Here is a 13,346-nt window from a genome sequence, read left to right on the forward strand (position 1 = left end):
ACCGAAACACAGTGGCGGGTGGGGCCGGGGACCGCGAAGATCCGGGGATGAACGTTTCCTTTGAGGTGTCCGGGCCCGTGGACGGGCCCGCCGTGGTGCTGCTGCACTCTTCCGTCTGTGACCGGCGCATGTGGGAGCCGCAGTACGGGCCGCTCGGCGAAGCCGGGTTCCGGGTGGTCCGGCTCGACTTCCGGACCTGCGGGGACTCCCCCGCCGCGCAGGAGCCGTACAGCGACCACGGCGACGTCGTCGCCCTGATGGACCGGCTCGGCATCGAGCGCGCCGCGCTCGTGGGGGCCTCGTACGGCGGGCAGGTCGCCCTGACGGTCGCCGCGCTGCACCCGGAGCGGGTGACCCGCCTGGCCCTGCTGTGCGCGGGCCGCCCGGGGTACCGGCCCGGGAGCCCCGAGGTGAAGGCGTTCGGCGCCGCCGAGGACGCCTTGCTGGAGGCCGGCGACCTGGCGGGCGCGGCCGAGCTGAACGCCCGTACCTGGCTCGGCCCGGACGCCGACGAGGCCGCGCACGCCCTCGTACGGGACATGCAGCTGCGGAACTTCCAGAACTCCCTGCTCCCCGCCGGCGACCACGAACTCCCCGCACCGGACGTCGACCTCGCCGCCGTCAGCGCCCCGACCCTCGCCGTAGGCGGCGCCCACGACGTCCCCGACTACCGCGACGTCGCCGCCGGACTCCCGGACCTCGTCCCGGGCGCCCGCCACCTGGAACTCCCCTGGGCGGGCCACCTGCCCTCGCTGGAACGCCCGGCCGCGATCACGGACCTCCTGCTGGACTTCCTCCACCCGGTCCGGTGACCGGACCGCTTGCGGGACGCGCGCGTGCCACCGGCCTACGATGATGTTCTCGACCCAGCCCACGGGAGGCCGAGATGTCCGCAGCGCCCGTCGAGTACCCCGCGTACCCGGACGAGAACCAGCCGCTGACCCTGCTCGAAGCGGCCAACAGGCTCATGGAGCAGGCCCCTGGCTACCGCGTCGAGATCATCGGAGGCCAGCTCACTGCGACGCCGCCTGCGGACCTGCCCCATTCCCGGGTGCTCAACAAGATCACCCGGCCACTCGTCGCCGCAGGCTTGGACGACGGTGAGACCGAGGTGCACCAGGGCATCGGCCTGTGGCTGCCGGGGGGACCGGAGGACTACGCCATCCCGGACCTCGTCGTGATCGATGCGGACAGCGACGAGAACCTGATCAGGAACAACTGCTACGACCCGGCCGTATTCCGGCTCGTCGTAGAAGTGACGTCGAGCAACTACAACACCGACCTGCGCTCCAAGGTGGGGGCCTACGCGAGTGCCGGGGTCCCCGTCTACGTCATCGTCAACCGCAAGCACCAGCGGCTGCACGTCCTGACCGAGCCCGTCGACGGGACGTACGACAGCCACCGCGTCTACGCCGCGGGCGAGCTCGCCACCCTCCCCGACTCCCTGGGCGCCAAGGTCACGCTCGATGTCGACGAGCTCCTGTCGGCGGGCCGGCCGCAGCCGCGCAAGAAGGCCGCCCCGCCGGCCGCGGAGGAGACCTCCTGAAGGAGCCGGCCCTGGGGCCGCGGTCGCCGGACGAGGAGCGACAACTGTCCCTGGCCACGGCCGCGAGGACGATCCCGCCGCGCCGGCCGCCCTCGAAGCGGCCGGCTTCCGCTGGATCGACGGGCCACCGGATCGGTCCGCGTCACTACGTGCGCTCGGCCGCGCTGCGTTCGACGCAGAACTCGTTGCCCTCGGGGTCGGCGAGCGTCACCCAGCCCGTGCCGTCGGGGTTGCGGTGGTCGCCGACGACGGTGGCGCCCAGGGCGAGGATGCGTTCCACCTCCTCGTCGCGCGTACGGTCCTGCGGCTGGAGGTCCACGTGCACCCGGTTCTTCACGGTCTTGGCGTCGGGCACCGTCACGAACAGCAGCGCCGAACCGGGCGCCGTGACCAGCGCCTCGGGGTCGCCCGGGGAGTCCTCGTCGGAGATCTTGCCGTCCAGGACGCCGGCCCAGAACTGCCCCAGGGCGTAGGCGTCGGAGCAGTCGAAGGTGAGGTGTCGTACGAGAGAAGTCATACGGCGGACTATCGGACAGGGGCGCCTCGGCTGTCCACCGAGTTCACCGGCCGGGGACTGTGATGGAGTGGCGCCATGACCGACTTCGAGACGATCACGGTTCCGGACCACCTGTGCGGATACCCGGGAGTCGCCTTCGGCGGCTACGTGGCGGGCGTGCTCGCCGGGCGGGCCGCGGCGAAGACCGTACGGGTGGACTTCCGCCGGCCGGTGCCGACCGGCACGCCGGTCCTGCTGACCGGGACGGCCGGAGGGGGCGCCGAACTCACCTCCGATGACCTGCTGTTGGCCGCCGCGACACCCGCCGGTCCGCATACGGACCCGGCCGGCGTACCCGATGCGCCCTCCTGGGCGGCGGCCTCGGCCGCGGCCGAGGCCTACCGGGCGGCCCCGCCGGACGGCTCGGCGGACTGCTTCGGCTGCGGCCTCGACCGCACACCCGCCACCGGACTGCGCCAGCACTGCGGGCTGGTGCCGGGCCGTAAGGACATGGTCGCCACCGCGTGGACGCCGTCCGCCGAACTCGCGGGCTCCGACGGCCTGTTGCCGCCCGAGCTGGTGTGGGGCTCGCTGGACTGCCCGGGGAACGCGGCCGGGCGCCTGCTCGACGGCCGCCCGGCCGGCGCCGTCACGGCCGCGCTGACGGCGCGACTGCTGCGGCCGGTTCCGGTCGGCGAGGGCCTCGTCACCTACTCCTGGCTGCTCGGCTCGGAGGGCCGCAAGTACACGGCCGGCACCGCCCTGGCCACGGCGTCGGGCGACCTCTGCGCCTATGCCGAGGCGCTGTGGGTGCAGCCGCGCTAGGCCCTGCCCGCCGGACTCCTTGGCCGGTTCCCATCTGCCGTGCATATGATCGAAGCCTCGGGACGGGGAGGCGTGAACATGTCAGAAGATCTCGGTCAGGTGGGCATGCGGTTGAACCAGGTGCCGCCGGAGCCAGGGGGGTCGGCCCCAGGGCCGCCCGCTCCGGCAGGTCCCGGCGGTCCCGGCGGTCCCGCCGACTTCGCCTCCACGCCGGCCGAGAAGAAGGCCGCGGCGAACACCATCGAGACCGAGCTCGAACCGAACACGAAGAAGGCCGTCGAGCACGCGGACGACTCCACCGGCACCGCCCAGAAGGGCTTCGAGGGCTGGGACACCGCCTCCGGCCTGAAGAAGGTGGCGGACACCTGGGACCAGCAGGTGAAGACCCTGATGGGCCGCCTGGCCGCCGAGAAGAACGCACTGCGCGGGGCCTCGGGCCTCTTCGCCCGCAACGACACGGGTCTGCATCACCAGTTCACCTCGCAGTCGAAGCTGAACGGTCTGTAGGGGGCTGCGGTGCTGACCTATGCGGAAGTCATGACCACGGACCTGGGCCTGCTGACGGCGGCCGCCGCCCAGTGGGACGCGATGGCGGGCGAGCTGAAGAAGGTCGAGACCCGCTACGGCGAGACCGTCCAGAAGATCACCATGGGCGACAACTGGTCCGGTCTCAGCGCCGGAACCGCCCACACCGGCTTCGCGGCGACCCGCTACGAGTACGCGGCCGCGCAGAGCCAGGCCAAGGCGATCGCGAGCCTGCTGCGCGACGCGCACGAGAAGTTCACCGACCTCAAGAAGAAGCTCGAGAGCGGCCGCGACGACGCGATAGCCGCCGGCATGACCGTCTCCGAGCAGGGACACGTCGCCTTCGACTACGCGAAGCTCACCCCTTCCGAGCGCAGCGCCTACCACCACGACCCCGACGGCCAGACGATCATCCGCGAAGCGGTCGCCAAGTGGCAGACGCACATCAACGACCGGGTGAAGGCCGTCACCGAGGCCGACGGACTCGTCAAGACCGCCCTCGAGGCCGCCGTCGTCGACAGCAACCGGGACGCCTTCGGCAAGGGCGCCGACCAGACCCTCTCCGGGTTCAACCACTACGCCGAGGGCGACCTGGCGAAGGTCAAGAAGCCGGACGAGTCCAAGGCCGAGACGAAGACCGACAGCGAGGGCAAGGTCAGCGTGACCGGGCCCGACGCCGGTTTCACGGTCAGCGGGACCAAGTACGGCAAGGAGGGCTCGGTCAAGGCGTACGCCGACCTCTTCCACGCGAAGGCGGAGGGCTCGACCACCCTGGGCGGCGTGAAGCTCTCCGGGGTCGAGGACTGGTACGGCGGAGCCCGGGCCACGGCGAACTACGGCGCCACCAACAAGGGCCTCGTCGGCAAGGCCGAGGCGTCCGTGGGCATCCGGGCCCTGAACGAGGGCCGGGTCGAATACGGGCACGTCGGCGGCTACGGCCGCGTCGAGGGATTCGCCGGCGGCGAGGCCGGGGTCAGTGCCGGGGTGGGCCTGGAGGGCGTGAACGCCGGAGCGAAGGCGTTCGCCGGCGGCAAGGCCGGCGTCGCCGGGGGCGGCGAGGTCGCGGGCATCGGCGCCGGCGGGACCGCCGAGGGCTGGGCCGGCGTCGGCGCCGAGGCGAACGTGACCTTCGGCAAGGGCGAGGACGGCAAGTTCCACATCGGCGGCAAGGCGGGCCTCGCCCTCGGGTTCGGCGGTTCGGTGGGCGCCGAGTTCACCTTCGACCCGGACAAGTTCACCAACGCCGCGGGCGACGCGGCCGACGCGGTGGGCGATGCGGCGGACGCGGTCGGCGACTTCGCCGGCGGCGCCAAGGACGAAGTCGTCAGCTGGTTCGACTGATGTACTTTGCCCTGGAAGGAAGGTCCTGAATGTCCACGACACTGCCCGTGCCGATCGAGTTCCGCCTGCCGGAGGGCTGGCGCCCGGCCCCGCCGGACGCGGTCAACGCCCCGGGCGTGGCCTTCGTCGCGCTGCATCCGCATCCGGATGCCGGGTTCACGGCCAACATCACCATCGAGGGCGAGTTCCTGCCGGAGGAGACGACGCTGGAGGGCCTCGCCGACGCGTCGGTGCAGAACCTGCACGAGGTCGCCGAGTCGGTGGCCGTGGTCCACCGCCGGGAGATCGGCTCCGCGGACTCCCCGGGCCTGACCCAGCGGCTGACGTTCTCGGCCCTCGCCGGCGGCGCGCGCCGCGACCTCGTCCAGTCCCACGTCTACTTGGCCGTGGTCGACGCCGAGGACCCGGAGAAGCGTGCGGTGATCAAGATGGTCCTGACCGCCACCGCGGCCCAGCACGACAGCGTGCTGGGCGACTTCCAGGAGTTCCTGCGCACCGTCCGCCCGGAGAGCCGGGCGGAGGAAGGCTGATCCGATGGGCCTCTTCGACAAACTGACCGGCACCCGGCACCCCGCGGGCGGAGTCGCACCGCGTTCCGCCGAGGAGGTCCGGGCCGCGCTGCTCGCGCTCAACGCTCCGGACGTGGCGTACGCCGTACGCAACGCCGCCCCCGCGGAGAAGGCCGACCTGCTGGCCGAGTGGCGGATCCTGGAACCTGCCTGGAACACCTTCTTCGTACGCACCCAGCTGACCCGGACCCTCAAGGTCCGGATGCGCCTGGTCCCGGAGAAGCACGAGGTCCGCGCCCTCGACGAGCAGTGGGACGTCACGTGGGCCGGGAACACGCCCCGGCTGGCGATCGCGGCCGAGCAGTCCCGCGGGCAGGTGAAGACCGTGTCGAAGCGCTGGTCGGTCGAGCGGGGCGAGGACGGCAGCCTGCACAGGACGGAGGTCTTCGACTTCGACACCGCCCAGCTGAAGGACCCGCTGCGGGAGGCCGTGCTCGCCGCCGGATGGAGCTGGCGGGGAGTCGTGTTCAAGCTCTGATGGGCCGGCTCTGGGACAGGTTCACGGGCACCAGGCACCCCGCCCCGGGCATCCGACCGCGGCCCGCCGTGGAGGTGCGGGAGGCGCTGCTGGCGCTCAACGACACGGGCCTGCCGTTCGTCATACGCCAGGGCTTCCCGAAGGAAGGGTGCGACCTGGTCGCGGACTGCCGGGTCCGGGAACTGCGGCTGACGTTCAAGATCCGGATGCGGCTGGTCGCGTCCACGCGCGAGGTGCGGGCGCTCGACGAGCGATGGGAGCCGTCGCACGAATCCTCCCGTGAGCAGTACGCCCGCGGCCCGGGGATCGCGGTGTACAAGCAGTGGGAGTTCAAGAAGGGGCCGGACGGTCGCCGGCGCAAGGTCGAGACGCTCCGCTTCGATACCCGCGACGTGAAGAACCCGCTGCGGGACACGGTCCTCGCCGCGGGATGGACCTGGCGCGGAGTGCTGTTCGGCCTCTGACGGGAGGGGTGGGCGCCGGTGGGGGCCCACCCCTCCGGCATTCGCGCACGGCGCCGCCCCCCTCCACCCCTTGAACCTGTTCAAAAAAGGCCCTACAGTCATGCCCGTCAGCAGTTGAACATGTTCAAAGGAGGCTGAGGGCTGTGGACCTCACCGTGGTCGCGTACGTCATCTACCTGCTCATCAGCATCGGGCTCACCGTCTGGGTCGCCCGTACGCTCAGCCGCAACGGCCGCGTCTTCATCGGCGACGTCCTCCAGGGCAACGAGAAGCTCGCGGACGCCGTCAACCAGCTCCTCGTCGTCGGCTTCTACCTCGTCAACGTCGGCTTCGTGACCCTCTACCTCCGCTCGGGCGAGGAGATAGTCCAGGCCCGCGGCCTCTTCGAGGCGCTGTCGGTCAAGCTCGGTGTCGTCCTGCTCGTCCTCGGGGTCATGCACCTCGGAAACGTGTGGGTGCTCAACAAGATGCGCCGCCGCGGGATCATGGAGCGGCAGCAGACCCCGCCGGTCGCCCCGCAGGGGTGGACCGCTCCGGCCGGGGCCTGACCGGTGGCCGGCCCCCGGTCGTCGGCGGTGCACCGCCTGACCGTGCTCTACGACGCCGACTGTCCGCTCTGCGTGCACATCAGGCACTGGCTGCTCGCACAGCGCCGGCTGGTATCCCTGCGGCTCATGCCCGCCGCGTCGTTCGAGGCGCGGCGGCGGTACCCGGAGCTCGACCACGAGTCGACGCTGAAGGAGATCACCGTGATCGGGGACTGTGGACAGGTGTGGACCGGGACCGACGCCTTCATCGTGTGCCTGTGGGCCCTGGCCGAGCACCGCCCGAAGGCCAACTGGCTCGCCACGCCCGCCGGACGGCCCTTCGCCCGGGCTGCCATGTACACGGCCTCCAAGTGGCGGGCGGCGGTACGGACCGAGGGCCATCCGCCGGGGGCGGAGTACCCGGCCTGTGACGACCAGTGCGCCGTCCCCCGATAGGCTCGTGCACCGTGACTGATCAGAAGGCTCCCAAGAGCGAGCAGACCCGCACGCTCATCCTCGAAACCGCGCTCCGCCTCTTCCAGGAGCGCGGCTTCGACAAGACGACGATGCGGGGTATCGCGAAGGAGGCCGGTGTCTCGGTCGGCAACGCCTATTACTACTTCGAATCGAAGGAACACCTCGTCCAGGGGTTCTACGACCGGATCGGCGCCGCGCACCAGGCGGCGGTCCGGCCCATCCTGGACAGCGAGACCGATCTGCAGAAGCGGCTCGCGGGCGTACTGACGAGCTGGATGGACATCGCGGCCCCGTACCACGAGTTCGCCTCGCAGTTCTTCAAGAACGCGGCGGACCCTGAGAGTCCGCTCAGCCCGTTCTCCCCGGAGTCGGAGGACGCGCGGCAGGCGGCGATCGACATCCACCGCGAGGTGCTCGCGGGGGCGAAGACCAAGGTGCCGGCCGAGCTGGCCGACGTCCTGCCGGAGCTGATGTGGCTCTCGCAGATGGGCCTGGTCCTGTACTGGGTCTTCGACCGGTCGCCGAACAGCGAGAAGACGCGGCGCCTCGCCGAGCGCGGCGCGCAGCTGACGACGCGGGGCATCGTGCTGGCCCGGTTCCGGGTGCTGCGGCCGCTGGTGCGCGAGCTGCACGAGCTGTTCGCGGACTTCCTGCCCGGTATGGCGCAGACGGCCACGGCCGGTGCCCGCAAGCGGGCCTCGGCCCCGGACCCGGCTCCGGAGCCCGGCCCCGCGGACCCGAAGTCCGCATAGGGCCAGGCCTCCAGGATCCGGGAAGCCCCGCCTCCGGGCGGGTCAGGCCTGGTACGAGGCGAGTTCGACGACCGTGATGTCGGACGGCGCGCCGACCCGGACCGGGGGTCCCCAGGCTCCGGCTCCGCGGGACACCCAGAGCTGGGTGTCGCCGTACCGCTCCAGACCGGCGACGGTGGGGTTGGCGAGCTCGGCGAGGTAGTTGCCGGGCCACAGCTGGCCGCCGTGGGTGTGGCCGGAGAGCTGGAGGTCGACGCCGTGCTTGACGGCGTCGTGGATGACGACGGGCTGGTGGGCGAGGAGTACGGCGGTACGGGCGCGGTCGCGGTCGCCGAGCGCCGCCGCGAAGTCGGGGCCGTGGCCCTCGGTCTCGCCCGCGATGTCGTTGACCCCGGCGAGGTCGAAGTACGGGAGCGCGCGGCGGGCGTTCTCCAGCGGGGTCAGTCCGAGCTCGCGGACGTGGTCGATCCACTGCTGGGCGCCGGAGAAGTACTCGTGGTTCCCGGTCACGAAGTACGTGCCGTGCCGGGCGGTGAGCCGGCGCAGCGGCTCGGCGGCCGGTCCGAGGTCGTGGACGTCGCCGTCGACGAGGTCGCCGACGATGGCGATGAGGTCGGGCTGGGTCCGGTTGACGGTGTCCACGATGCGCTGGGTGTGGGCGCGGCCGAGGATCGGGCCGAGGTGGACGTCGCTGACGACGGCGATCCGGAAGCCGTGCGCGGCGCGCGGCAGTTTGGCCAGGGGGACCTGCACGCGCCGGACACTGGGCCCGCGCAGGACGCCGTGCGTGCCGTACGCCCCGTTCGCGACGGTCCCCAGGGCCACGGCGGCGGCCGCCCCGCCGACCGCTCGCGCGACGAACCGGCGGCGGGTCACGCCGTCCGCGGGCGGTGTGGCGGGCGCGGCGGGCGCGGCGGGCGCGAGGGGGGAGGCGACGGCGGTGGTGGTGGTCGTCGTCGCGGTCGTGCCGGCGCCTTCCTGACGCACACCGGGGGCCGTGTCCGCCACTTCGGAGGGGACCCGGTGGGCCAGTCGGCGGAGCAACAGCGCGCGGATCGGCTCCGCGACCAGCATCGTCAGGGTCAGGTACAGGAGTACCGCGAGCCAGAGGAACCCGGGCCAGGCCACGGCCTGCTCGATCGGGAAGGGAACACCCGCGCGTCCCGCGGTCAGCGCGGCCACGGAGAGGAGGGGCAGGGCGATGGCCAAGGCGGTACCGACGCGGCGGGGCAGGCCGCCGGGGGCGGTGGTGTCGCGGACGAGGCGGATCCACAGCCAGCGGTGGACCAGCACCAGGAGGGCGATGACCGCGAGCGCGACCAGCGCGAAGACGGCGATCCTCATGCGTCCTGCTCCTTCTCGCCCTGGCCCTGCGCGCCCGGCTGCTGCGCGTCCTGCTCCCCGCGTGATGCACGCCGCAGCGCCCGGACCCCGCGCAACCCGATCACGCCGACGGCCGTCCCCAGGAGAAAGGACGTCACCGCGAGCGTCAGGTGCACCCAGAAGTAGGCCGTGGGGTCGCCCGCCGCATCGAATGCCAGCCCGCTGCCGTTCTTCCACAGGTTCCGGACGAAAGACACCCAGATGAACCAGCTCCACACTCCGAAGGAGAGCAGGAACCAGGAGGCGGTACGGCTGAGTTTCATGGCCCCAGTATCGGTTCGGTCCCCAGGACGGACGCGCCGGGGTGGGCTGTCCCGGCAGTGGTTGTACCGAATGGGCCGGTCAGCGCCGCCGTGCAGCCGATCGGGAGGTACTTTCACCTGCGTGTCCGTAAAGATGACCGCGCTGACGGTCCTTTCCGCCGTGCTGCTGGTGCCCGCGATGCTCACGGCCCCCGCGCATGCCGCGCCGACCCCGCCGGCCGACGGGAAGGCGCAGCCGCCGAAGACGCCCAAGACCGCGAAGGCCCCGGCGGCTCCCGCGCCCCCGGCGTCGATGTCCACGGTCGGCGGGGCCCTGCTCGGCCGGCCGGGAACCCAGGTCAGCCTGCTGGCCGGAGCGCCCGCCCTGCCCTCGAACCTGACGGGGCGCTCGTGGATCGTGGCGGACGCCGAGTCCGGCGAGGTGCTGGCCGCGCACAACGCGCACTGGCGGCTCCCCCCGGCCTCCACCATGAAGATGCTCTTCGCGGACACCGTGCTGCCGGGCCTGCCCAAGGAGCAGATCCACAAGGTCACCGATGAGGACATGGAGGGCGTGGGCCCGGGCAGCAGTCTGGTCGGGGTCAAGGAGGACCACGAATACAGCGTCCACGACCTGTGGCTCGGGGTGTTCCTGAGGTCGGGGAACGACGCCGTGCACGTGCTGTCGGCCATGAACGGCGGCATCGAGAAGACGGTCAGGGACATGCAGGCGCACGCGGAGGAGCTCCAGGCGCTGGACACGCACGTGGTGTCGCCCGACGGGTACGACGCCCCGGATCAGGTGTCGAGTGCGTACGACCTCACCCTGATCGCCCGCTCCGGTCTGCAGAAGCACGACTTCCGGGAGTACTGCGGCACGGTCGAGGCCAAGTTCCCCGGCCTCCAGGAGCCCGGCAAGCCGCGGGACTACTTCGAGATCCAGAACACCAACCGGCTGATGACGGGCGCGGGCGGCATCTCCCCGTACAAGGGCATCGCCGGGGTCAAGAACGGCAACACGACGATGGCCGGCTCCACCTTCACCGGCGCGGCGCAGAAGGGCGAGCGCAAGCTGCTCGTCACGGTGATGAACCCGGGCGCGGGCGGCGCCAACTCGGTGTACGAGGAGACCGCAGCGCTGTTCGACTGGGGTTTCGCGGCGGCGGGGAAGGTCAAGCCGGTGGGTGAGCTGGTGCCGCCGAAGAGCGAGGACACCTCCTCGCTCGGCTCGCCGGCCCAGTCCCACGAGAACCACCCGTCGGCGGGCGGTGCGGGCTCGAGCGGCATCGGTACGGCGCTGGGTGTCGCGGGCGGGGCGATGGCCGTGCTGGCGGGCGGGGCGTTCGTGGTCAACCGGCGCTGGCCGCGCGGCCGCCGCAGCCGGGGCGAGGACCTCGTCTAGCCGCTGTGACCGCAGCATGGCGGTGAGGGCCCCGTGGCGTGGCGCGGGGCCCTGTGCCGTTGCGTCAGAACATGCGGTCGGTGCGCCAGGACGACTGGCTGGAGGGGTTGGTCAGGTCGAACGTGGTGCCGGAGAGCCGGCCGTCCGGGCCGCGGACGCCGGTGTAGCGGCCGACGGGCCCGTGGTTCCAGCCGACGGTGAAGTAGATGTTCTCCCCGTCCACGAGGCCGTCCCGGAGGGTCCCCACCGTGTTGCCGGAGGAGACGGTTCCGAAGAGGTACCCGTCCCTGTCCTGCCTCAGGTCCACCCGCACGGTGGCGTTGGTCTGGTAGAGGTACCAGACCCCACCGGCGTGGAACGCGGGCGGCACCCGTACGTCGCGCAGTGCGCTCGGTGCGGTGGCGGGGGCGCCGCTCGCGGGGGCGGCCAGTCCGGCCCCGGCGACGGAGAGGAGCAGGGCGGCGGCGGTCGTGGTGAGGAGCTTGCGCAGACGGCGTGAAGCGGACATGTGCCCTCCAGGTGCGGCCATGACGATCGGTGTCGTCGATCCCGTTGCATCGTGCACGGAACCTCGCGGCCGACCTACCCCCTCCCTGCGCGGATGATCTCCGGATTCACCCGAAGGAGATCGGCTGAGCGACGGACGGCTACGTGTGCGCCGCCTTCGCGTCGGCGGCCTTCTCCTCGGCTTCGTCGTCGCGGGTCGCCGTCCAGGCCGCGACGAACAGGAGCAGTTTCGCCGTGAAGTTGATCCAGAGCAGCAGGGCGATCGGCACGCCGAAGGCCCCGTACATGCTCTTCGCGGCGACCTCGCGGATGTAGCCGCTGAGCAGCAGCTTGAGCAGCTCGAAGCCCGCCGCGCCGATGAGGGCGGCCTGGATCAGGCGGGCGCGCGGCGGTTCGACGCCGGGGAGCAGGGTCAGGACGTACAGCAGCAGCAGGAACGCGGCCAGGACGCCGACGAGGAAGGCGCCCGAGCGCAGCAGCGCGCCGCCGATGCCCTCGCGCGGGATGCCGAGCCACTCGGCGGTCTTGCCGACCGCGCTGGCGCCGAAGATCGAGGCGGCGGCCGAGGCCAGGCCGACGCCGCCGAGGCCGAGCAGCACCAGCCCGTCCTTGCCCTTGCGGGCGAAGGGGTTCCCCTCGTCCTCGTCGTCCTTCTCCCACACGGCGCGCAGGCAGTCCCGCATGGAGCCCACCCAGCCGATGCCGGTGAAGAGGAGGAGGGCGCCGGCGACGAGGCCGACGGTGCCGGCGTTCGCCACGAGGGCCTCGATGTCGAGCTGGTCGGAGATGCCGGGAACCTGTTCGGCGAGGCTCTTCTGGAGCCGGTCGAGCTGGTCCTGGCTCAGGAGTCCGGCGCCGACGGAGGCGGCCACGGTGATCAGGGGGAAGAGCGCGAGGAAGCTGATGAAGGTGATCGCCGCGGCGAGCCGGCTCCAGTGCACGCGGTCCAGGCGTTCGTACGAGCGCCATGCGTGTGTCCGCATCAGACGCGACACCAGGGGGCCGATCACCGGGAGTTTCGTCAGCCAGTCCATGAAGTCACCGTAATTGAGCTGTCGGAAATAGCCGGTATTGCCCGTTTCGGGTACTACGGTCGTCGACTGTGACTTTTCGCGAAGTGCCCCGGACGGACCGTCCGTTCCACGCCCTGGTCCTGCGCAGGCTCAGGTTCCACACCTACCAGGCCCTGCGGCCGCTCCGTCAGGAAGGCAGCGCCGTCGTCCCGGCCGCTTCGTCGGCCGGTGACCCCAGCTGCGCCGGGACGCCCGTCGGACCGGTGCCGAACGGGTACTCGCGCAGCTTGCGCCAGACACCGTCCGAGCCCTGCTCGTAGAGCGCGAAGCCCGCGCAGACCCACTCGGCCGCGTACGCGGCGAGGGTCGCGAACGCCAGGTCCATCGCCTCCTCGGAGATCCCGTGGGCGACCGTGACGTGGGGGTGGTACGGGAACGCCAGCTCGCGGCTGAGCGGCCCGTCGGGGTCGCGGACCTCGCCCTGGAGGCGGGTGCAGCCCTCGGCGCCCTCGACGACCTGGACGAAGACGACCGGCGAGAGGGGGCGGAAGGTTCCCGTCCCCTCCAGCCGCATCCGGAAGGCCCGGAAGGCGGCGGCGACCTCGGCGAGGTGGGCGCGGATCCCCGGGAGCCGGTCCGCCTCCACCTCGGTCGGCGGGACGAGGGTGACGTGCGTGGGGATGCCGTGCGCGGCGGCGTCCCCGAAGCCGGCGCGCAGCTGCTGGAGCTGGCTGCCGTACGGCTCCGGGACCGCGATCGAAACGCCGAGCGTTACGGTCCCCACGTATCTCTCCTCCGT

General features: G+C 71.9%; 18 protein-coding genes. 12 read left to right on the plus strand and 6 right to left on the minus strand.

The features are described from left to right. The first annotated feature begins 47 nt into the window (after positions 1–47). Together ACZ6I1_RS17910 and ACZ6I1_RS17915 are read left to right on the plus strand one after the other, a co-directional pair. Positions 48–812 (plus strand): alpha/beta fold hydrolase, encoded by a 765-nt coding sequence (locus tag ACZ6I1_RS17910; RefSeq protein WP_469288162.1) that lies wholly within the window; start codon positions 48–50, stop codon positions 810–812. 74 nt (positions 813–886) lie between these two features. Beyond that, a complete protein-coding gene (locus tag ACZ6I1_RS17915; protein ID WP_469288164.1) occupies positions 887–1,546 on the plus strand; it encodes a Uma2 family endonuclease in 660 nt (219 codons plus the stop codon). A 145-nt stretch (positions 1,547–1,691) separates the two neighbouring features. Here ACZ6I1_RS17915 and ACZ6I1_RS17920 read toward each other — a convergent pair whose 3' ends face one another. Further along, on the minus strand, positions 1,692–2,063 hold the full coding sequence (locus ACZ6I1_RS17920) for a VOC family protein (RefSeq protein ID WP_469288166.1): 372 nt from the start codon (positions 2,061–2,063) through the stop codon (positions 1,692–1,694). A 75-nt stretch (positions 2,064–2,138) separates the two neighbouring features. Between ACZ6I1_RS17920 and ACZ6I1_RS17925 the strand changes: the two genes are divergently transcribed. The 9 genes from ACZ6I1_RS17925 (at position 2,139) to ACZ6I1_RS17965 (ending at position 8,000) form a co-directional block, all read left to right on the plus strand. Next, positions 2,139–2,867: a hypothetical protein gene (locus ACZ6I1_RS17925; protein ID WP_469288168.1), complete on the plus strand. Its 729-nt coding sequence runs from the start codon at positions 2,139–2,141 to the stop codon at positions 2,865–2,867. Between the two features lie 78 nt (positions 2,868–2,945). Next, positions 2,946–3,374 carry a hypothetical protein gene (locus tag ACZ6I1_RS17930; RefSeq protein WP_469288170.1) on the plus strand — a complete coding sequence of 143 codons (429 nt, stop codon included), beginning with the start codon at positions 2,946–2,948 and terminating at the stop codon, positions 3,372–3,374. Between the two features lie 30 nt (positions 3,375–3,404). After that, positions 3,405–4,733 carry a hypothetical protein gene (locus ACZ6I1_RS17935; RefSeq protein ID WP_469288172.1) on the plus strand — a complete coding sequence of 443 codons (1,329 nt, stop codon included), beginning with the start codon at positions 3,405–3,407 and terminating at the stop codon, positions 4,731–4,733. A 29-nt stretch (positions 4,734–4,762) separates the two neighbouring features. After that, the gene (locus ACZ6I1_RS17940; RefSeq protein WP_469288173.1) at positions 4,763–5,263 is read left to right on the plus strand and encodes a hypothetical protein; all 501 of its coding nucleotides are present in this window, start codon (positions 4,763–4,765) and stop codon (positions 5,261–5,263) included. 4 nt (positions 5,264–5,267) lie between these two features. Continuing rightward, on the plus strand, positions 5,268–5,780 hold the full coding sequence (locus ACZ6I1_RS17945) for a hypothetical protein (protein ID WP_469288175.1): 513 nt from the start codon (positions 5,268–5,270) through the stop codon (positions 5,778–5,780). A gap of 68 nt (positions 5,781–5,848) precedes the next feature. Further along, complete coding sequence (locus ACZ6I1_RS17950; protein WP_469288177.1) at positions 5,849–6,244, plus strand: hypothetical protein; 396 nt, start codon at positions 5,849–5,851, stop codon at positions 6,242–6,244. A gap of 143 nt (positions 6,245–6,387) precedes the next feature. Further along, a complete protein-coding gene (locus ACZ6I1_RS17955) occupies positions 6,388–6,792 on the plus strand; it encodes a hypothetical protein (RefSeq protein ID WP_469288179.1) in 405 nt (134 codons plus the stop codon). Positions 6,793–6,819: 27 nt separating this feature from the next. Further along, positions 6,820–7,227 carry a thiol-disulfide oxidoreductase DCC family protein gene (locus ACZ6I1_RS17960; RefSeq protein ID WP_469288180.1) on the plus strand — a complete coding sequence of 136 codons (408 nt, stop codon included), beginning with the start codon at positions 6,820–6,822 and terminating at the stop codon, positions 7,225–7,227. An 11-nt stretch (positions 7,228–7,238) separates the two neighbouring features. Further along, positions 7,239–8,000 (plus strand): TetR family transcriptional regulator, encoded by a 762-nt coding sequence (locus ACZ6I1_RS17965; protein WP_469288182.1) that lies wholly within the window; start codon positions 7,239–7,241, stop codon positions 7,998–8,000. A 42-nt stretch (positions 8,001–8,042) separates the two neighbouring features. On the opposite strand, the gene ACZ6I1_RS17970 is transcribed toward ACZ6I1_RS17965, so the two are convergent. Beyond that, the gene (locus tag ACZ6I1_RS17970) at positions 8,043–9,344 is read right to left on the minus strand and encodes a metallophosphoesterase (RefSeq protein ID WP_469288184.1); all 1,302 of its coding nucleotides are present in this window, start codon (positions 9,342–9,344) and stop codon (positions 8,043–8,045) included. Continuing rightward, positions 9,341–9,646 carry an SCO4848 family membrane protein gene (locus tag ACZ6I1_RS17975; protein ID WP_469288186.1) on the minus strand — a complete coding sequence of 102 codons (306 nt, stop codon included), beginning with the start codon at positions 9,644–9,646 and terminating at the stop codon, positions 9,341–9,343. Before ACZ6I1_RS17975 ends, ACZ6I1_RS17970 begins: the two co-directional genes overlap by 4 nt. Positions 9,647–9,779: 133 nt before the next feature. Between ACZ6I1_RS17975 and ACZ6I1_RS17980 the strand changes: the two genes are divergently transcribed. Further along, the gene (locus ACZ6I1_RS17980) at positions 9,780–11,027 is read left to right on the plus strand and encodes a D-alanyl-D-alanine carboxypeptidase family protein (protein ID WP_469288311.1); all 1,248 of its coding nucleotides are present in this window, start codon (positions 9,780–9,782) and stop codon (positions 11,025–11,027) included. A 64-nt stretch (positions 11,028–11,091) separates the two neighbouring features. On the opposite strand, the gene ACZ6I1_RS17985 is transcribed toward ACZ6I1_RS17980, so the two are convergent. The 3 genes from ACZ6I1_RS17985 to ACZ6I1_RS17995 all read right to left on the minus strand — a co-directional run bounded on the left by ACZ6I1_RS17985 (position 11,092) and on the right by ACZ6I1_RS17995 (position 13,331). Further along, entirely contained in the window at positions 11,092–11,535 is a 444-nt protein-coding gene (locus ACZ6I1_RS17985) for a hypothetical protein (protein WP_469288188.1), read from the minus strand. 139 nt (positions 11,536–11,674) lie between these two features. Further along, the gene (locus ACZ6I1_RS17990; protein WP_469288190.1) at positions 11,675–12,568 is read right to left on the minus strand and encodes a YihY/virulence factor BrkB family protein; all 894 of its coding nucleotides are present in this window, start codon (positions 12,566–12,568) and stop codon (positions 11,675–11,677) included. Between the two features lie 166 nt (positions 12,569–12,734). Then, positions 12,735–13,331, minus strand: coding sequence for a 2'-5' RNA ligase family protein (locus tag ACZ6I1_RS17995; RefSeq protein ID WP_469288192.1), 597 nt, complete (start codon positions 13,329–13,331; stop codon positions 12,735–12,737). Positions 13,332–13,346: the final 15 nt, after the last annotated feature.

The organism is Streptomyces sp. NPDC046303, assembly GCF_055588085.1.